Origin of the sequence: Neobacillus sp. 19, assembly GCF_049463095.1 — a bacterium.
Classification (GTDB): domain Bacteria; phylum Bacillota; class Bacilli; order Bacillales; family Cytobacillaceae; genus Neobacillus.
In genome coordinates this window covers 251,379-269,528 of the sequence record NZ_JBMPZU010000030.1, presented here as the reverse complement: position 1 = coordinate 269,528, position 18,150 = coordinate 251,379, and the positions used below count along the sequence as shown (strand labels likewise).

Below are 18,150 nucleotides of genomic sequence, written 5' to 3'. Positions count from 1 at the left end.
CAAGCCGGAATATGTCTTTTGACAGCTGAATATAGTAGCAGTGGAATGTTATATACCTGATTTGTTCATGAAACTGCTCATGCGGGATCGGGATTTTCTAAGGAGGAGCTAGGAATGGAAATATTAAAAGTTTCAGCAAAATCTAATCCTAATTCTGTAGCTGGTGCACTCGCCGGAGTTCTGCGTGAAAGAGGTGCAGCGGAAATACAGGCTATTGGTGCGGGTGCATTGAATCAAGCCGTTAAGGCAGTAGCGATTGCAAGAGGATTTGTAGCACCTAGCGGAGTTGATTTGATCTGTATCCCAGCGTTTACCGATATTTTAATTGACGGAGAAGAACGCACAGCTATTAAGCTAATTGTAGAACCGCGTTGAAAGAGATAGACTCTTTCCAGGGGGCGGCAAAAATTTATCTTCTTACCTGCTTGTTTTCACAACAAGCGGTTTTTTTTTGCCAATTATAAAGGCAGGAGCTGAATATATAATTATAAAAATATTATTCTGATATACATGAAAGTGATTAAAAATAGAAAACTGGGTTATCAATAAAAAGGCTGTGAAAGCGTAGAAAGCTGTACTTAGGATCACGATTTGGATATATTTCCCTATAGGGTAAAAGGGGAATTTTAAATAATAAAAAAATATTCATATTTTAGACAATATTTCAGGCCAAAGGGTTGCATTTTTTGGTGCATAGGTCTAGAATTGTAAGCGTTTAGTACGTATCCATGATTCTATCTTTTTAGTCTTTAAAGCATTAAAAGGCTAATCTCTAGTGAATTACTCGGAAAAGTGCTACACTAATACATGATTTAATCTACTGATTTTTTACATATCCAAAGGGGTGTAAGGAAATGATCAATCAACTTTCGTGGAAAGTTGGCGGACAACAAGGGGAAGGTATTGAAAGTACTGGGGAAATCTTTGCTATCGCACTGAATCGCCTGGGATATTACTTGTATGGTTATCGTCACTTTTCATCTCGAATTAAAGGCGGGCATACCAATAATAAAATCAGAGTAAGTACAACTGAAGTTCGTTCTATTTCTGATGACCTTGATATCCTTGTCGCATTTGACCAAGAAACAATCGATGTGAACTACAAAGAGCTTCATAGTAAAGGGGTAATTCTTGCGGATGCAAAGTTCACTCCAAAGAAACCGGAAGATACTGAAGCAGCAATGTATGCGGTTCCTTTTACAGAAATCGCCACTGAATTAGGGACGTCCTTAATGAAAAACATGGTGGCAATCGGTGCGACCTCAGCTGTCTTAGATTTGGATATTCAAGTTTTTGAAGAAGTAGTCCGTGAGATTTTCGGTAAAAAAGGCGACAAGGTTGTTGCTAAAAATATGGATGCAATCAAAGCTGGCTTTGATTACATGAAAGAAAAAATGGATGCTACTGTTCCGACGATGGTGCTTGAAAAAGCAGATGGCAAACACCGGATGTATATGATTGGAAATGATGCGATTGCACTAGGTGCCCTTGCAGCAGGATGCCGGTTTATGGCTGCCTATCCAATCACACCAGCTTCGGATATCATGGAGTATTTAATTAAGAAACTGCCTGCCGTTGGTGGTACAGTAATTCAAACTGAGGATGAAATCGCTGCTTGTACAATGACAATTGGAGCAAGCTATGGCGGTGTTCGTGCAATCACTGCTTCTTCAGGTCCTGGATTATCATTAAAAATGGAAGCAATTGGACTAGCCGGTATTACTGAAACTCCGCTTGTTATTGTAGATACTCAACGTGGAGGCCCGTCAACAGGACTTCCAACCAAACAAGAGCAATCAGACTTGATGGCGATGATTTACGGTACACATGGTGAAATTCCAAAAATCGTCATGGCACCAAGTACTGTACAAGAGGCTTTCTATGATACAGCTGAAGCGTTTAACCTTGCTGAAGAGTATCAATGCCCAGTAATCGTTTTATCTGACCTTCAATTATCTTTAGGAAAACAAACAGTTGAACCGCTTGATGTTTCTAAAGTTGAAATTAGACGTGGTAAGCTTGTTACGGAAGAACTTCCTGAGATTGAAAATAAGGGTTATTTTAAGCGTTATGAAGTGACTGAAGACGGCATTTCACCTCGTACAATTCCGGGGATGAAAAATGGTATTCACCATGTTACCGGTGTTGAGCACGCCGAAACTGGTAAACCATCAGAATCAGCAGCAAATCGGATTGCCCAAATGGATAAGCGTTTCCGCAAGGTTGAAAATATTCGATTTGATACACCTGTTTATAAAAATGCACCACATGAAGAAGCAGATTTGCTAATTGTTGGTTTTAACTCAACTCGTGGCGCTATTGAAGAGGCAATGGCTCGTTTGGAAAAAGACGGATTAAAAGTAAATCATGCACAAATTCGCTTGATCCATCCATTCCCATCAGACGAGGTTCTTCCACTTGTTCGTTCTGCTAAGAAAGTAATTGTTGTGGAAAACAATGCGACTGGTCAATTGGCAAATATCATGAAAATGAATATTGGGCATGCTGAAAAAATTACAAAGTTTGTTAAATATGATGGGAATCCATTCCTGCCACACGAAGTACATTCAAAATGTAAGGAGTTGTTCTAAATGGCCACTTTTAAAGACTTTCGAAATGATGTTAAACCGAACTGGTGCCCTGGCTGTGGTGACTTCTCTGTGCAAGCAGCAATGCAGCGTGCGGCAGCAAATGTAGGTTTAGTACCAGAAAATTTAGCAGTTATTTCAGGGATCGGCTGTTCAGGACGGATTTCCGGTTATATCAATTCTTACGGTTTCCATGGAATCCATGGCCGTTCACTTCCAATTGCACAAGGTGTCAAAATGGCAAATCGCGATTTAACGGTTATTGCTTCAGGCGGTGACGGTGACGGATATGCGATAGGAATGGGACATACTGTTCATGCCATCCGTCGTAATCTTGATATTACTTATATCGTTATGGATAACCAAATCTATGGTTTAACAAAAGGACAAACATCACCTCGTTCAGCAGTAGGTTTTAAAACAAAATCTACACCAATGGGGTCAATCGAACAATCCATTTCTCCAATGGAATTAGCGTTAACAGTTGGAGCAACATTCGTTGCGCAAAGCTTTTCAACAGATTTAAAAGACTTGACTGCATTAATTGAAGCGGGTATTAAACACAAAGGTTTCTCTTTAATCAATGTCTTCAGTCCATGTGTAACCTATAATAAAGTCAACACATACGATTGGTTTAAAGAAAATCTGACAAAGCTTCATGATGTGGAAGGGTATGATCCATCTAATCGTGAATTGGCTATGCAGACACTAATGAAGCATAATGGCTTAGTAACCGGCCTTATTTACCAAAACACAGAGCGTCCTTCCTACCAGGAATTATTGACTGGTTACTCTGAAGAACCGTTAGTAGATGCAGATTTAAACCTTGATCAAGCACACTTTGATAAATTAGTTGCAGAGTTTATGTAATCATATAAATCTAAAATCCCGCGGAATTTATTCCACGGGATTTTTTAGCTAATAGGAAAGTATAAATTTAGGAATTTTATACTTTCCTAACGCATAAGTGCAACTACTCCTCTGTCTTCGCCTAAAGGCGAGTTTTTTTACGTATTAGTGAATTATGTCACATCTAGAGTGAGAGAAATCGATTAAACTTATTAATTGGACTGCTTAAATGATTTTGCTAATCGCTAAAATGCCCGCAAACATGCGTGTTTACAGGGATTTCTATTGTTTTCATTTACGTAAACCTTTATACTATAATAATGTGCAGATCATGCTCATCGATCTATATTTATATGCACAGGTAAAAATTATCATTTAGAAATCTAATAGACGAGTAAGCGAACTTTTTACGAAAGGGGATTTTGGATAAATGAACGAAAAACAACGATTAGAAGGTCAGCAAGTCGAAACTGCTAATTCTTCGGACAAAAAATCCGCCAAGGATTACAGCAAATACTTTGAACAAGTTATTACTGCACCTTCTTTAAAAGAAGCCAAAAAACGTGGAAAAGAAGAAGTTAAGTATCATAATGACTTTGCCATTCCGGAAGAATTCCGTGGAATGGGTGAGGGCCGTAAGTTTTATATCCGGACCTATGGCTGTCAAATGAACGAACATGATACAGAAGTAATGGCTGGAATCTTTTTAGCATTGGGATACGAACCAACTGACAACACCGAGGACGCTAACGTGATCCTTTTAAATACATGTGCGATTCGCGAAAATGCTGAAAATAAAGTATTTGGTGAACTTGGGCACCTAAAAGCACTTAAACTGGAAAAGCCTGACTTACTTTTAGGTGTCTGCGGCTGTATGTCTCAGGAAGAGTCAGTCGTCAATAAAATTTTAAAGACATACCAGCAGGTCGATGTGATTTTTGGAACCCATAATATTCACCGCTTGCCAAATATTTTGCATGAAGCATACATGTCAAAAGAAATGGTTGTCGAAGTATGGTCAAAGGAAGGTGATGTCATTGAAAACCTTCCAAAAGTTCGCCGTGGAAAAATTAAGGCGTGGGTAAACATTATGTACGGCTGTGATAAATTCTGCACGTATTGTATCGTTCCGTTCACTCGCGGTAAGGAGCGAAGCCGACGCCCTGAAGAGATTATTCAGGAAGTGCGTCATTTAGCGGCACAGGGCTATCAAGAAGTGACACTGCTTGGACAAAATGTAAATGCCTATGGGAAAGATTTAGAAGGCATGAACTATGGTCTTGGAGAATTGATGGATGAACTGCGTAAAATTGATATCCCAAGGATACGGTTTACAACAAGCCATCCGCGTGATTTTGATGATCGTTTGATCGAAGTTCTCGCTAAAGGCGGGAATTTAATGGATCATATCCATTTACCTGTTCAATCTGGGTCAACAGATGTGTTAAAAATCATGGCGCGTAAATATACACGTGAACAATATTTAGAGCTAGTCAGAAAAATAAAAGCTGCGATTCCGAATGTGGCGTTAACAACGGATATTATCGTCGGTTATCCAAACGAGACGGACGAACAATTTGAAGAAACCATGTCTCTCTATCGGGAAGTCGGTTATGAATTAGCCTATACCTTTATTTATTCCCCTCGTGAGGGAACTCCTGCAGCTAAAATGGAGGATAATGTTCCGATGGAAGTAAAGAAAGAACGTTTACAGCGCTTAAACGCCCTTGTTAATGAGCTTTCTTTAGAAGCAATGAAGAAGCACGAAGGTCAAATCGTTGATGTTCTTGTCGAAGGGGAAAGCAAGAACAATCCAGATGTCCTTGCAGGGTATACAACTAGAAATAAGCTTGTGAATTTTGCAGCGCCGAAGTCAGCGATTGGAAAAATTGTTAAAGTAAAGATAACTGAAGCAAGAACGTGGTCATTAAACGGAGAAATGGTAGAAGAATTAGAACCAGCAGAGGTGAAATAAAGTGACGAAGTATACAAAAGATGATATCGTCGCTCGTGCAGCAGAATTAGCACGTATGATTGCAGACACAGAAGAAGTTGACTTCTTCAAGCGGGCAGAAGCCCATATCCATGAAAATCAAAAGGTTAAGGCATTAATTTCAGACATTAAGGGTTTGCAAAAGCAGGCAGTTAACCTGCAGCATTACGGAAAGCCGGAAGCGTTAAAAAAGGTGGAAGATAAAATTGCTTCCATTGAACAAGAATTAGATGAAATTCCGGTTGTCCAAGATTTCAAACAATCACAAGTGGAAGTGAATGAGTTGCTGCAACTAATTGCTTCGACCATTTCTAATACAGTTACCGATGAAATCATTATTTCAACAGGCGGCAATGTGTTAATGGGCGAAACAGGTGCGAGCGTGAAAAATGGCGGTGGTGATTGCGCAGGCCACGATGATTGTGATCACGATCATTAATGATAAAGGACCGGGCTTCTTAATGAGGCCTGGTTTTCTTTTTCTATAAATTTCCCCAACAAATCCCTATCCCTGAAAAAATCTTTGCAGCCAAACCTTCACTTTAAAGTACAGGCATGAAAGGCACACACCTATAAATCCCGCATAAAATGAATCATGACTAAACTTTTAACCAGTATTCACAAAATTATATATCACACTAGTCTATAAATCAGCATACGATGAAATGAAAATGAATGAGGAGGGTTCGCGCGAAATGGGAGAATATAGAGAGATAATTACCAAGGCGGTAGTAGCGAAAGGACGTAAATTTACCCAGTCCAATCATACGATTAGCCCGGCACATAGTCCGACAAGTATTCTTGGCTGTTGGATCATCAACCATAAATATAACGCGAAAAAAGTCGGTAAGACTGTAGAGATACATGGCTCATATGACATCAACGTTTGGTACTCATTTAATGATAATACCAAAACAGAAGTAGTAACTGAACGTGTTCAATATACCGATGTCATCAAGTTAAAGTATCGTGACCATGACTGCCTCGATGACAATGAAATTTGTGCTCGAGTGCTGCAGCAGCCTAATTGCTGTGAAGCTGTTATTTCCCCTAACGGTAACCGAATCATCGTCCATGTCGAAAGGGAATTCCTTGTAGAAGTAATTGGCGAGACAAAGGTTTGTGTCCGTGTCAGCTCTGAAGGATGCAAGGATAACGATGAGGATTGGGGCCTAGACGTAGACGACGAAGAATTCGAAGAACTAAATCCGGATTTCTTAGTCGGCTCTGAAGAGGAATAAAGACACTAGGAAGGTAAAACTTCCCTAGTTTTTTTCTTGTTTATGAGAATGTTTAACTTGTAAAATCAGCATGCTAAATCCGAGGAGGTGTATGCATGGAGCCTAGACAGCCTGGGAATAAAAAGCTGCCTGATTTTAATGAATTAAACGACCGTATTATTGCTGAGAGTTCGCCATCCCCCATGTTAGTCATCAAAACCAATCTTGACCCGAAGGAACCTATGGAGAATAATCCGTATTATCAAGAAGGGGAGCTAAAAAGCCCAAAAGCGTTTCGGGATTATTTTGAAGATTGAAAAAGCCAGGAGCTTATTCCTGGTCTTTTTCCCATTCATGCTTTAACAGTGATAATATGTATGAATCATGAAATTGTTCATTTTGATGAATGTAGCCGCGAAGTAATCCTTCCTTAGAAAAGCCCAGCTTCAGAAGCAAATTTACTGAGGCCTCATTTTCAGGGTATACCACGGCGCCGATTCGATTTAATTCCAATTGATTAAAACTAAACCGCAGCACCTCTTTAATTGCCTCTGAGGCATAGCCCATTCTCCAAAAGAAGGATGGAGTTCATACCCAATCTCCGCACGTTTATTTTTCAGATGTAATACATTAAGACCGACTGTACCGATAATTCTTTGATTCTCCTTTAACTTGATTCCCCAGCGAATCCCCCGTTTTTCATGGAAGTTTTTGTGAAACATGTCTATTAATCTAGATGCCTCTACCTGCAAAGTAAAGCGATTCGTACCGTAAAACTGTGTCACATCTTCACATGATAAAATCTCATAAAGTGGATCTACATGTTGATGTGTGATTTCAATTAATTTCAATCTTTTCGTTGCTAAAATAGGAAAAGCCATGGCAGCTCCTTTCAAAAAATGACCTAGAACGGATGTACATTAAGGTGGCATTATATTTTGGATAACTGAATATTTCCTTTATCATAAGTGTATATTGGCAGAAAAGAAATTTCCATTATAATATGTAATAAAAACCAGAAAAATCCTTTCGTCAGTTTGAAACTTGGAAGATAATTTGGAAATCTTTTGATGAGAAGGTGTAGGATGAAATATGATGCGTATATTGATTTAATAGAAAAAGAATTATTGCCACAAATACGACTAACGATTGACAACCCATTTGATCCGATTATCGTAAACAATCGCTCAAAATCTTGGAGAACGATCGGAAGTGGCAATTATGCCGGTGTCTTTTCACATGATTCCCGTCCGGAAAGAGTAGTTAAAGTGTACGGGAGAAGTCCAGAGGATCTTAAAAAGGAAATCGAAGTATATAAAAGGTTAGGGAACCATGAAGCTTTTTCCACTCTTTATGGATACGGGGAAACGTATTTAGTATTAAAAAAACTTGAAGGGATCACGTTGTTTGACGCGGTTGTTAGGGGTGTTCCCATTCCTGAATCTGTTATTGACGATATTGATCGAGGTTTAGAATTTGCCAGGTCTGTCGGATTAAACCCATTTGATGTTCACGGGAAAAATGTAGTCATGCATGATGGCAGGGGATACATTGTTGATGTCTCTGATTTTTATAAAGAAGGGCAGTGCCGTAAGTGGGATGATTTAAAAAAAGCTTATTACAAGATTTATAGACCCTATCTTTACAAGTATCATCCGAAGATTTCGTTTTTTATTGTGGATGGAGTACGAAAAGGCTATCGGATCTACCGCAAGTTGAAAAAAATGGGAAAAAAGAGGATTGAATTTACGAAGACGAATAATATGAATAATTCCAGAAGATAAGGTATATATAAAAACGAAAGCCGATTAAAAAATTGTTGTTTACCAACTGTTGAGGATCTTCATTTCCGGTCGAGGTGATAATGGGGAGGGAATATAGAATGGATGATCGTCATTTTAGGAATGCAATGGGCAAATTCGCGACAGGGATCACGGTGGTGGCGGCAGAAGTGGACGGAAACGTACATGGGATGACAGCGAACGCATTTATGTCGGTTTCACTTAATCCCAAGCTTGTCGTCGTATCAATTGCTGAAAAAGCACATATACTTGAAAAAATTAGAAAGAGCAGAACATTCTCCGTTAATATTTTATCAGCGGACCAACAAGAGATGTCCATGATTTTCGCCGGTCAGGTGAAAGATCACCAAGAAGTGGTATTCGAACGTTTAAACGGGGTACCGGTTTTACCGAATGCTTTGGCACAAATTGCGTGTGAAGTCACGAATGCATATGTTGAGGGAGATCATACACTTTTTATTAGCAAGGTAACAGACATTCAAATGAAAGATTCTGACCCGTTAATTTATTATAGTGGAAACTATCGGAGGCTGGCAGAGGAGTAATCATTAGTGTATTAAACTAGATAAAGAGTAAAGGAACCCGGATACTATTATCGGGGTTTCTTTATCTATATGAAAAATTCTTCGCGTATTCTTCTGAAAATTTTGATATTATTAAATTAATAATATATCGAAAGGGGTTATCTTATTTTGGTAGTGCAGCTTGAAAATGTCTCATTGAGGCGTGACGGAAAGGTGATTTTACAGGATATCCAGTGGGATATAAAAAAAGGAGAAAACTGGGTTTTGTTTGGCTTAAATGGCTCGGGGAAGACTGCGATATTAAATTTATTAAATGCGTACAACTTTCCGACAGAAGGGAAAATAACCGTTTTAGGAATGGAATTTGGGAAAACCTACCTAGGGGAGAAACTTCGGAAGCAGATTGGGTTTATCTCATCCTCGCTGCAAGAGAAATTTCATCCCGGCGATAATGCCTTTGAGGTCGTCTTAAGCGGTGCATTTGCCTCCATTGGCCTTTACGAAATGCCGACAGATGAAATGAGACGGAAAGCCAGCAAGCTGCTAGAGGATCTTGGCTGTATTGAGTATGCTAACCGCAATTATGAAACGTTGTCACAAGGGGAAAAACAACGGGTCCTTATAGCCCGGGCATTGATGGCTGATCCGGCACTGCTCATTTTTGACGAGCCAACAAACGGACTGGATTTTATTGCCCGCGAGCATCTGCTCGACTCGATCGAAAGAATCTCCGGCAGTCCTGACGCTCCAACGATGATTTATGTCACCCACCATGCAGAAGAAATCCTGCCCGTTTTCAATAAGTCCTTGTTGTTGAAAGAGGGACAAGTCTTTGCCAAGGGAAACACAAAAGATATGATCTCAAGCGAGCAGCTAAGCCAATTCTTCCAAATGCCAGTTACAGTAACCTGGGAAGATCACCGGCCACAGTTAACAAAACAATATTCCAAAGTACAATAAGAAAGCGGCACCAAACAAAAAGGACCTGAGAAGGTCCTTTTTGTTTGGTGCCTGACATCTTTTCTACTTATGCCACGATTCAAATGGTGATATCCGATCTGTTATGATTGGGCCTTTTCAAATGCTAGTTTAAGTCCGAAGCCAAGCAGGGTAATCCCGGTTAATCCTTGAACAACTTTTTGAGTGGATGGTTTTTTCATAAATGTGCTGATTTGATTGATTAAATAAATAAACAGAATGAACCAAATTACAGTAAGCGCCGTATAGGTGATGCCCATAACGAGAAACGGAACAAAGGTGTCACTTCCGCGATCTACGAATTGCGGCAAAAAGGTTAAAAAGAAAACCGCTACCTTAGGGTTAAGGAGATTGGTTAGAAAACCTTGACGGAAGCATGATTTTTGTCCATATTTACTTTCCGTGCCAGCCTCTGCACCTGTGTCCGCTCCAGTGCTCTTTAAGGACCATAATGTTTTAAAGCCAATATACGTTAAATAAATCGCGCCAGCATATTTGAACACTGAAAATAATAAGGCTGATTTCACGATAATGGCAGAAAGTCCAATGACAGCGGCAAAAGTATGGATCATGAGGGCACAGCATGTTCCAAAAAGGGTTTTCATTCCGCCAGATCTGCCTACTGATAGCGTATTCTTTGTCGTCATCGCGGTATCTGGGCCAGGTAAAATAATTAAGAGTATACACATCAGGATAAATAGATAATAGTGCTGCAAATCAACATCCCCTTTCAGATTATTCATAAAACTTAGTTGATATAAATTTACCATAATCGGAAGCGGTCGTGTAAAGAAAAATCATAAAAAAGGAGTTAATTAACAAAAGTAATATGATAATAGGTATAATAAGGAGATATATACAAAGGAGTGAAAAATGGATTGTGAAAGCAGTAAAAGGAATATTGATCGGACTTGCTATAATTTTCATGTTATTTTTAGGAATTGTTGCCCCTGTATCACTAATTGGGATGATTATTTTTATCGTTGGTTTAGTTTTAAAAAATCGGAGCCGAAATAGAAGAAATAGATTAGGGTGGGTAATTGCTGCGGGATTACTTTCTTCTTTTGTGCTAGCTATGATGTTCTCAACGCCTGCTGAAGAAACAAACGAAGCAGGCCAACAGAAGACCGCTTCCGTTAAACAGGAAAAAGAGGAAGCGGCTGCAAAGAAGGCAAAGGAAAAAGCCGAGGCCGAAGCAACAGCAGAGGAAGCTCGTAAAGCTGAAGAAAAAGCAAAAGCAGAAGAGCAAGCAAGAGCGGAACAGGAAGAGAAGGAAAAACAAGAAGCAGCTAAGACCTCTCAAGAAGAATTGGCAAAGAGTATGGGATTAGAACTCGTTACTGTCGGGCGAGTTGTGGACGGTGATACCTTTGTCACCTCTGATGGAAGAAAAGTCCGTTTAGTTGGGGTAAATACACCGGAATCCACAACAAGACATGAAGAATATGGCAAAGAGGCGAGCAATTATACGACCTCAAAGCTAAATGGAAAACAGGTGTGGATCCAAAAAGATGTATCGGAAACGGACCGGTATAGCCGTTTGCTTCGAATAGTTTGGTTAAGTGTGCCGGCAAATGATATGGACGAAAATGAAATCCGTTCGAAAATGTTCAATGCTGATTTAGTGTTAAATGGTTACGCGGAACCATCTACTTATCCGCCCGATGTAAAATACAGCGAGTACTTTGTCAAGTTTGCCAGAGAGGCACGTGAGGCAAATAAGGGTCTTTGGGCCTTCGGTGAACAAGGAACAACAAAGGGTGACTTGGATTCTAGTTCCGGATCAACTTCAGGAGGAAATACATCTGGCGGTTCGACACCAGACAGCGGATCGTCAAATGCTGATAAAGAATCGTTTAAGAATTGTACAGAAATGAGGAAAGTGTATCCGGACGGTGTACCATCGACACATCCGGCGTATGAATCACGGCATGACCGGGATAAAGATAACTGGGCGTGCGAATAAGCGATAAAAAATAATCCATGACGTGTGCATGGATTATTTTTTTTGCTCTTTTCTAAGGGAATGTTGCTTTTGGGATTCGCTCATTAAATGGCGAAATTCGCCTATTGAACATCTAAATTCGCTCATTAAATGGCGAAATTCGCTCATAGAGGGGTTAGGTCGTTAAATAAATTATGAAATGTAAATATGAAAGTGGAAAATTACATAAAAAATGAAACGTTGAAGAAATTGACCTAGATTTTTTACAACAAAATATTTGAAACAGCCTTAAAAAATAGTAAAAGTGCACTACTTCACAGATAAATCGATAATCAGGGGGTATAGTGAAAGTAGATTTTGATAAATTATGCAAAATGACTGAAAGGTTGGTCTTTAGATGAAAAAAATACCTGTTATCATGATGAGCCTGATCCTCGTTTTAATTGCTGGATGTGGGACAGCAAAAAACATAAATGTAAAACTTTCGACACCCAAAACGTTTACACCAGGAAAAGCATTCGTGATGCAATTTACCATTAAAGATGCGGAAGGAAATCCAGTCGAAGATGCTAACATAACAGCTAATTTGAATATGAAAAATATGGATCATGGAACTATTCCGGTTTCTGCTGAAAAGATTGGCGAAGGGAAATATGTTGGCACGGCTGATGTGCCAATGAATGGCGACTGGATTGCAGCAATTAGTGTCGAACATGATGGTAAAAAATTTGAGGAGGAGAAACAGTTTTCAGTAGAAGTAAAAACAGCCGAAAATGCTCATAAAGTGACAAAGGACGTTAGCCTTCCAGATTTCAACCTTGTAGATGAAAATGGCGGTCCAATGACAAAACAAGATCTGTTTGGAAAAACAGTGGTCATGACCTTCACTTACGTAAACTGCATCGACCCGAATGCCTGCCCGATTTTATTAGGGAATTTTAGTAATCTGCAGCAGGATATCAAAGCGAGAGGGAACAATCCAAGGAATCTATTACTTGTTTCTGTTTCGCTTGACCCGGAAAAGGATACCCCTGAAGCAATGAAAGAACATGCAGAGAAAATGAATTTTGATCAGTCTTATTTAAAAATGCTGACGGGAGAGATGGGGGAAATTCAAAAGTTGACCGCTACGCTCGGTGTACATTTTGAAAAAAAGGGCACAGAAGTATTACATGACAACAAAACCTTTATATTTAATCAGGACGGAAAGCTAACCCATGAATTCACAGGCAGCTATATGGATAGGGATGAATTGCTGCAGGTTGTTACAAGTGAAGAATAAGAAAAAGACCGCATAAATCAAAAATGCGGTCTTTTTACAATAAAATTGTACCAGAAACCCTGTGTTTGATATACTTTTATCATAAATTAAAGAATAAGAGGTACATACTTTGAGAAAGTCAAAATTACAATTCTGGCTCATACAAATTTTACTGATCTTTACCATCATTTTTGTTTCAACAAAAATATCCTTTTTGTTCGCACCAATTGGCGTCTTTTTCTCAACTATTTTCTTCCCGATTTTAATTACCGGCTTTTTATTTTTTATGTTGAATCCAATTGTGAATTTTCTCGAACGGCAAAAAGTCCCTAGAATCGTGGCCATCCTGATTATATACGTTGTTTTTGCCGGAATCCTCGTACTTGCCATTGGAAATTTGGTACCGGTCATTACTAAGCAGGTAACGGCCCTTGCAAATGAAATCCCGGTCTATGCTGACAAGACGATGAAGTTTGTTGATAATCTGGCGCATTCCTCGGAATTCAAACGATTCATGACCCAGCAAAGCGACTTATTTGAATCAATCCAAAAAAGGCTGATGGAGTTTGGCAACACACTACCCAACAGGATTACAGGGGCGATTGGCAATATAGTTGGCATTATCGCCAATATTGCGATTATCCTGGTCACGGTCCCGTTTTTATTATTTTACATGTTCAAGGACGGGCACAAATTCCCGTTAGCAGTAGGGAAGTTTATTCCACATGAGTACCGGGAGGAAGGGCACTCAATCTTAAAAGAAACGGGCGAGACCCTTTCCGCCTATATTCAAGGACAGGTAACCGTGGCTTTGGCTGTGGGAACACTGGCATTCATTGGCTACTTGATTATTGATATGCCATTTGCGCTCGTGTTAGCTCTGACTGTGGCCTTCACTAACATCATTCCCTATGTCGGTCCAATCATAGGCGGTGCACCAGCGGTCCTAATCGCACTCTTCGATTCTCCGACGAAAGCATTGCTGGTTGTACTGGTCATTGCCATCGCCCAGCAAATCGAAGGGAATGTGTTATCACCGATGATACTAGGCAAAACCTTGGATACCCATCCGGCCACCATTATCATCATTTTGCTGGCAGCAGGAAATCTCGCCGGCGTTCTCGGAATGATCCTAGCCGTCCCGACCTATGCCGTAACGAAAACAGTTGTTTTAAATGTGGTGAAGTTTTTACGGGCTAGGAAAAGGGCGGGTAGTACAGTGGAGGAAACATAGTAGAAAAAGTAATACGTATCACTGGAAGAGGATAATGATAGGTGGAGGAGATACAGGTGGATACGAATCAAAATGTCAGGGTTGCCGTAATTCAAGCTGCATCCGTTATTATGGAACGCGATGAGTCGATTGAAAAAGCTGTTAGCTTAATAAAACAAGCAGGTGAAAAGGGCGCCAAAATCGTTGTTTTTCCGGAAGCTTTTATCCCCGCCTATCCAAGAGGATTATCCTTTGGAACCATAATCGGTAGCCGTACGGAAAATGGGAGGAAGGATTGGTACCGATATTGGGAGAACTCGATTCCTGTACCTGGTGAAGCGACGGAACAACTTGGAGAAGCCGCACGTGAATCGGGCGTTTACCTTATCATGGGTGTTATCGAGCGTGATAGTGAATTTAGTGGTGGTACACTTTATTGTTCTGTGATTTTTTTCGGACCTGATGGAACTCTTTTAGGAAAACATCGAAAGTTAAAACCAACAGCAGCAGAACGGATTGTTTGGGGTGAGGGAGATGGCAGTACGCTGCCTGTGTTTGATACCCCCTATGGAAAAATAGGAGCATTGATTTGCTGGGAAAACTATATGCCTTTAGCCAGGGCAGCCATGTATGCGCAAGGGGTTCAGCTTTATATTGCACCTACTGCAGATGCGAGAGAGTCATGGCAGTCGACCATTCGTCACATTGCCATGGAAGGAAGATGCTTTGTGTTGTCCTCCAATCAATTTGTAACGAAGGATATGTACCCAACGGATTTAGCTTGTTATAATGACCTTGACTCCGCTCCCGATGTGATGTGTAACGGTGGCAGTGCGATCGTTGGACCACTTGGTGAGTATGTTGCGGAGCCTGTTTGGGGAAAAGAAGAAATTATCATTGCTGACCTTGATATGAAACAGATAGCTTATAGCCAATTTGACTTTGATCCAGTCGGTCACTATTCAAGGCCGGATGTTTTTAAATTGTTGGTAAACAAGGAAAAGCAGGAGAGCGCCATCTGGAAGAAATAAAACGACTTTTAGTCCATAATATAAAGCCGTGTTCTTTTTATAGGATTTCGGCTTTTGATTGACCTTAATAAAGGGAAGGGCATAGATGTTTTGCGAAATATTTAGCAGGTATTGATAATTTCGACCACCGCGGCCGAACAGAAGAAATTTTGGCGTAGTTGCTACTAAATTCCCAAATTTGGAATCGAAAATCTGGTGAAATACACCGATGATTTCCGATCATGGCACATTTATCATTGGCTTTTCCACAACGAAGCAGCATTTGAACAACCCTGCTCCCAACCAAATCAGTCTAAAAAAGCCACCACGGTCCCAGCACGCTGCCAATTTAAGAAACAAAAGGATGAAATCGCAAAAGCGACTCCACCCCAGAAACCTATTTTGAATAAGAAGGTTTAAGCTGTAACGCCTTCACCTTCAATTTTGACAACTTATCATCGAGGTCCGGCAACTCATCACCGAGCCCTTGCAATTCACCGCCAACAAAATTCCCCAGTTCATCGCCGATCTCTTGCAGAAGCTCGCCCCAAATGATCATGAAACCCCCGGATTCCGTATCATAGTAGATGTACCAGTTTTCCGTGGATACGTCCTGTTTTTCGCTAAGGGCTTTGTCCAAATCAGCTCTTAACTCGTCCGCCGTTCCCTGGAGGCCAAGCGCAATGACTACGTCAATAGCCAAATCCTTTTGAGGCTTCTGGAAAGTGGCTAAACCTTTTGGTGTTGCAACGGATGTGATGTTATCCTCGTCGTTGCCGAAAAAGTACATGTAGAAATTGTTCAGATAATCGTATATAGGGATACAGTAGACCCCGTACTGGCTGGCAATCTCATTCAATTTTTCAATATAGGGGTCATTGAAAATTAAAGCGCCGTCCGGGCCAAGCTCTTTGCCATCAATTGTTGTGTTAACCGCCATCGCACCACTCGGGTAGAAGTAATACACTTGATAGCCAATGAATTGCCAGCCCGTCAACATCCCTCCGGAATCATCATTCAAGTAATAGGTGCTGTTCCCCAGATGCAGCCAGCCTTTATGCATTGCGCCTGACGTGCTTAAGTAATACCAGGTGCTGCCCGAAGCAAGCCAGCCCGTCTTCATGACGCCTTTTGAATCAAGGTAATACCAATTACCCCTGTTCAATAACCAGCCTTTCTTAGGACCGTTTGTGTCATAGTAGTACCATTTGCCTTCATGTTTGATCCAGCCAGTTTTCATTGCCCCAGATGATTCAAAGAAATAAGTGACACCGTTAACGGTTAAAGCCGCCGAACGCATCGCGCCGCTTGCTTCAAGGTAGTACCATTTGCCCTTATCCTGCAGCCAGCCGGTTTTCATCGAACCGCTGCTGTCAAGGAAATACCAGGTGCCCTTGTCCAAAGCCCAGCCTGTCTTCATCTCACCGCTCGGCGATAGGAGGTACCAGCGGCCGTTCCATTTCAGCCAGCCGGTTTGCATAATACCCTTCCCGTCAAGGTAATACCAGTCTTTCAAATAATGCAGCCAGCCCCTGTGAGGCGTTTTGGAGCCTGGTTGATAGTAATACCATTTGCCACCGCTTGCCTTCCAACCCTTGACCGTTTTCAGGAACGAATCATAGTATTGCTTCGAAATACCGCACGGCACTCCATTCTTGTCGGGATCAAGGTTGTACGGGTCATTCGTCGCACTGAAGCCATTTGTGTACCAGAACACCAGCGGATCAGTTGGATGGGAAAATCTGTCACAGGGATGCGTGCCGCCGTTAGCGGCCGAAGCCTGCGAGTGAACTCCCCAAATAAAAAATAACGCAAAAAACGCAGAAATCAGGTACTTTTTCATAGTGGCCCCTTAAATTTTTGTCTATTATTATCTAAATATACAATATTTTCAAACAGGAAGATAGAGAAGGCAGCATCTTATTTGTGAAGGAATTAAAAAAGTTCACAAATTTTCTATATCGATTTGGAAATCAATTTAAAATGTTACGGCCATCTAGAAATTTCAAAACAGTCCTCGAATCTTGACAAAATGTCTTTAATAGACCATCTTATGGACAAAACATAGCAGATATTTTACCTTTTTTAAACAAATTCTATGGTTATTTGGTCTTTGGTTACTTTCACTTAAATGTCATTTCTAAAAGCCAACAGCGTTACAAAAATCGTCGTAAAGTGCATCAAAATACCGCCGAGTAAATGATTGATCCAGGATTCCATAAAAGTATGCGATGGGATTTTTAACGGGATTGGTCAATTTCATCTTCCGAATCAGCTGTTTAAAAGATGCAATGGCTACTTCAAGTATCCGATCTGTTTCGTTTTCGCTATTATTGCGATAGGGAGCAATTTGTGTCCGATGCCAATACTCTTCAATCATCTTTGCCTCTGGGAAGAAATATTTAACTAATTGGACAAACGCCTGTGGAACACGGCTGCTCACATAGGTATGATCCAATTCAAACGGTTCTTCTTTACGTTTTTTATTCATTTGATCTTTTTCAGTTTTAAAAAGATTACTAGTTTCTTTTGGCTGGTCCATTATTTCCTGTTTAGGTAGTTCATTGTTAGGAAAACGATTAAATACATACAAATTACTAGACTGCGAGCCATTCTTTCTTTCGGTTTCATAGACCGTAATGATTCCCAGGTCTTTGGCTTTTAAGACCATTCGTTTAAACGTTGAGTGAGAAATGCCATTGTCATGGAATTCATCGTGAATGGCCTTAAGAAGCGTTCCACTCATTGGGTGAACTTCTATGTTCAA

17 protein-coding genes and 2 pseudogenes are annotated in these 18,150 nt (G+C 40.4%); 15 read left to right on the top strand and 4 right to left on the bottom strand.

The annotated features are described in order from the left end of the window. Positions 1–114: 114 nt before the first annotated feature. The 7 genes from spoVS (at position 115) to ACO1D1_RS08740 (ending at position 6,967) form a co-directional block, all read left to right on the top strand. Positions 115–375 carry a stage V sporulation protein SpoVS gene (gene spoVS, locus ACO1D1_RS08770; protein ID WP_003211281.1) on the top strand — a complete coding sequence of 87 codons (261 nt, stop codon included), beginning with the start codon at positions 115–117 and terminating at the stop codon, positions 373–375. A 479-nt stretch (positions 376–854) separates the two neighbouring features. Further along, the gene (locus tag ACO1D1_RS08765) at positions 855–2,591 is read left to right on the top strand and encodes a 2-oxoacid:acceptor oxidoreductase subunit alpha (protein ID WP_149869640.1); all 1,737 of its coding nucleotides are present in this window, start codon (positions 855–857) and stop codon (positions 2,589–2,591) included. Continuing rightward, on the top strand, positions 2,592–3,458 hold the full coding sequence (locus tag ACO1D1_RS08760) for a 2-oxoacid:ferredoxin oxidoreductase subunit beta (RefSeq protein WP_149869641.1): 867 nt from the start codon (positions 2,592–2,594) through the stop codon (positions 3,456–3,458). It abuts the gene before it with no gap. Between the two features lie 409 nt (positions 3,459–3,867). Next, positions 3,868–5,412, top strand: coding sequence for a tRNA (N6-isopentenyl adenosine(37)-C2)-methylthiotransferase MiaB (miaB, locus tag ACO1D1_RS08755; protein ID WP_149869642.1), 1,545 nt, complete (start codon positions 3,868–3,870; stop codon positions 5,410–5,412). 1 nt (position 5,413) lies between these two features. Continuing rightward, positions 5,414–5,869 carry a RicAFT regulatory complex protein RicA family protein gene (locus ACO1D1_RS08750; RefSeq protein WP_423335631.1) on the top strand — a complete coding sequence of 152 codons (456 nt, stop codon included), beginning with the start codon at positions 5,414–5,416 and terminating at the stop codon, positions 5,867–5,869. A gap of 256 nt (positions 5,870–6,125) precedes the next feature. Then, complete coding sequence (locus ACO1D1_RS08745) at positions 6,126–6,671, top strand: outer spore coat protein CotE (RefSeq protein WP_149869644.1); 546 nt, start codon at positions 6,126–6,128, stop codon at positions 6,669–6,671. A gap of 95 nt (positions 6,672–6,766) precedes the next feature. Then, entirely contained in the window at positions 6,767–6,967 is a 201-nt protein-coding gene (locus tag ACO1D1_RS08740; protein WP_149869645.1) for a hypothetical protein, read from the top strand. A gap of 13 nt (positions 6,968–6,980) precedes the next feature. Here the strand turns inward: ACO1D1_RS08740 and ACO1D1_RS08735 are convergent. Beyond that, a pseudogene (locus ACO1D1_RS08735) lies at positions 6,981–7,531 on the bottom strand (GNAT family N-acetyltransferase). A 204-nt stretch (positions 7,532–7,735) separates the two neighbouring features. Here ACO1D1_RS08735 and ACO1D1_RS08730 point away from each other — a divergent pair. The 3 genes from ACO1D1_RS08730 (at position 7,736) to ACO1D1_RS08720 (ending at position 9,936) form a co-directional block, all read left to right on the top strand. Then, complete coding sequence (locus ACO1D1_RS08730; RefSeq protein ID WP_423335630.1) at positions 7,736–8,434, top strand: serine/threonine protein kinase; 699 nt, start codon at positions 7,736–7,738, stop codon at positions 8,432–8,434. A gap of 98 nt (positions 8,435–8,532) precedes the next feature. Then, complete coding sequence (locus tag ACO1D1_RS08725; RefSeq protein WP_423335629.1) at positions 8,533–8,997, top strand: flavin reductase family protein; 465 nt, start codon at positions 8,533–8,535, stop codon at positions 8,995–8,997. 147 nt (positions 8,998–9,144) lie between these two features. Then, positions 9,145–9,936 (top strand): ABC transporter ATP-binding protein, encoded by a 792-nt coding sequence (locus tag ACO1D1_RS08720; RefSeq protein WP_423335628.1) that lies wholly within the window; start codon positions 9,145–9,147, stop codon positions 9,934–9,936. A gap of 101 nt (positions 9,937–10,037) precedes the next feature. On the opposite strand, the gene ACO1D1_RS08715 is transcribed toward ACO1D1_RS08720, so the two are convergent. After that, positions 10,038–10,670 carry a LysE family translocator gene (locus ACO1D1_RS08715; protein ID WP_423335660.1) on the bottom strand — a complete coding sequence of 211 codons (633 nt, stop codon included), beginning with the start codon at positions 10,668–10,670 and terminating at the stop codon, positions 10,038–10,040. 164 nt (positions 10,671–10,834) lie between these two features. On the opposite strand from ACO1D1_RS08715, the gene ACO1D1_RS08710 reads away from it, so the two are divergent. The 5 genes and pseudogenes from ACO1D1_RS08710 to ACO1D1_RS08690 form a co-directional block, all read left to right on the top strand. Continuing rightward, positions 10,835–11,920 carry a thermonuclease family protein gene (locus ACO1D1_RS08710; RefSeq protein WP_423335627.1) on the top strand — a complete coding sequence of 362 codons (1,086 nt, stop codon included), beginning with the start codon at positions 10,835–10,837 and terminating at the stop codon, positions 11,918–11,920. 376 nt (positions 11,921–12,296) lie between these two features. Further along, entirely contained in the window at positions 12,297–13,181 is an 885-nt protein-coding gene (locus tag ACO1D1_RS08705) for an SCO family protein (protein WP_423335626.1), read from the top strand. A gap of 109 nt (positions 13,182–13,290) precedes the next feature. Next, complete coding sequence (locus ACO1D1_RS08700) at positions 13,291–14,394, top strand: AI-2E family transporter (protein WP_423335625.1); 1,104 nt, start codon at positions 13,291–13,293, stop codon at positions 14,392–14,394. A gap of 56 nt (positions 14,395–14,450) precedes the next feature. Continuing rightward, positions 14,451–15,404, top strand: coding sequence for a carbon-nitrogen hydrolase family protein (locus ACO1D1_RS08695; RefSeq protein WP_423335624.1), 954 nt, complete (start codon positions 14,451–14,453; stop codon positions 15,402–15,404). A 110-nt stretch (positions 15,405–15,514) separates the two neighbouring features. Beyond that, positions 15,515–15,672 (top strand): annotated as a pseudogene (locus tag ACO1D1_RS08690) (iron chaperone); the annotation flags it as partial. Between the two features lie 108 nt (positions 15,673–15,780). Here the strand turns inward: ACO1D1_RS08690 and ACO1D1_RS08685 are convergent. Both ACO1D1_RS08685 and ACO1D1_RS08680 read right to left on the bottom strand, forming a co-directional pair. Then, positions 15,781–17,226, bottom strand: coding sequence for a hypothetical protein (locus tag ACO1D1_RS08685; protein ID WP_423335623.1), 1,446 nt, complete (start codon positions 17,224–17,226; stop codon positions 15,781–15,783). Positions 17,227–17,523: 297 nt separating this feature from the next. Continuing rightward, positions 17,524–18,150 carry a hypothetical protein gene (locus ACO1D1_RS08680; RefSeq protein WP_423335622.1) on the bottom strand — a complete coding sequence of 209 codons (627 nt, stop codon included), beginning with the start codon at positions 18,148–18,150 and terminating at the stop codon, positions 17,524–17,526.

Coding starts and splice junctions, on each gene's coding strand:
- ACO1D1_RS08745 (WP_149869644.1), top strand. CDS start 6,126: ATGGGAGAATATAGAGAGATAATTACCAAGGCGGTAGTAGCGAAAGGA.
- ACO1D1_RS08760 (WP_149869641.1), top strand. CDS start 2,592: ATGGCCACTTTTAAAGACTTTCGAAATGATGTTAAACCGAACTGGTGC.
- miaB (WP_149869642.1), top strand. CDS start 3,868: ATGAACGAAAAACAACGATTAGAAGGTCAGCAAGTCGAAACTGCTAAT.
- ACO1D1_RS08730 (WP_423335630.1), top strand. CDS start 7,736: ATGAAATATGATGCGTATATTGATTTAATAGAAAAAGAATTATTGCCA.
- ACO1D1_RS08765 (WP_149869640.1), top strand. CDS start 855: ATGATCAATCAACTTTCGTGGAAAGTTGGCGGACAACAAGGGGAAGGT.
- ACO1D1_RS08705 (WP_423335626.1), top strand. CDS start 12,297: ATGAAAAAAATACCTGTTATCATGATGAGCCTGATCCTCGTTTTAATT.
- spoVS (WP_003211281.1), top strand. CDS start 115: ATGGAAATATTAAAAGTTTCAGCAAAATCTAATCCTAATTCTGTAGCT.
- ACO1D1_RS08725 (WP_423335629.1), top strand. CDS start 8,533: ATGGATGATCGTCATTTTAGGAATGCAATGGGCAAATTCGCGACAGGG.
- ACO1D1_RS08740 (WP_149869645.1), top strand. CDS start 6,767: ATGGAGCCTAGACAGCCTGGGAATAAAAAGCTGCCTGATTTTAATGAA.
- ACO1D1_RS08685 (WP_423335623.1), bottom strand. CDS start 17,226: ATGAAAAAGTACCTGATTTCTGCGTTTTTTGCGTTATTTTTTATTTGG.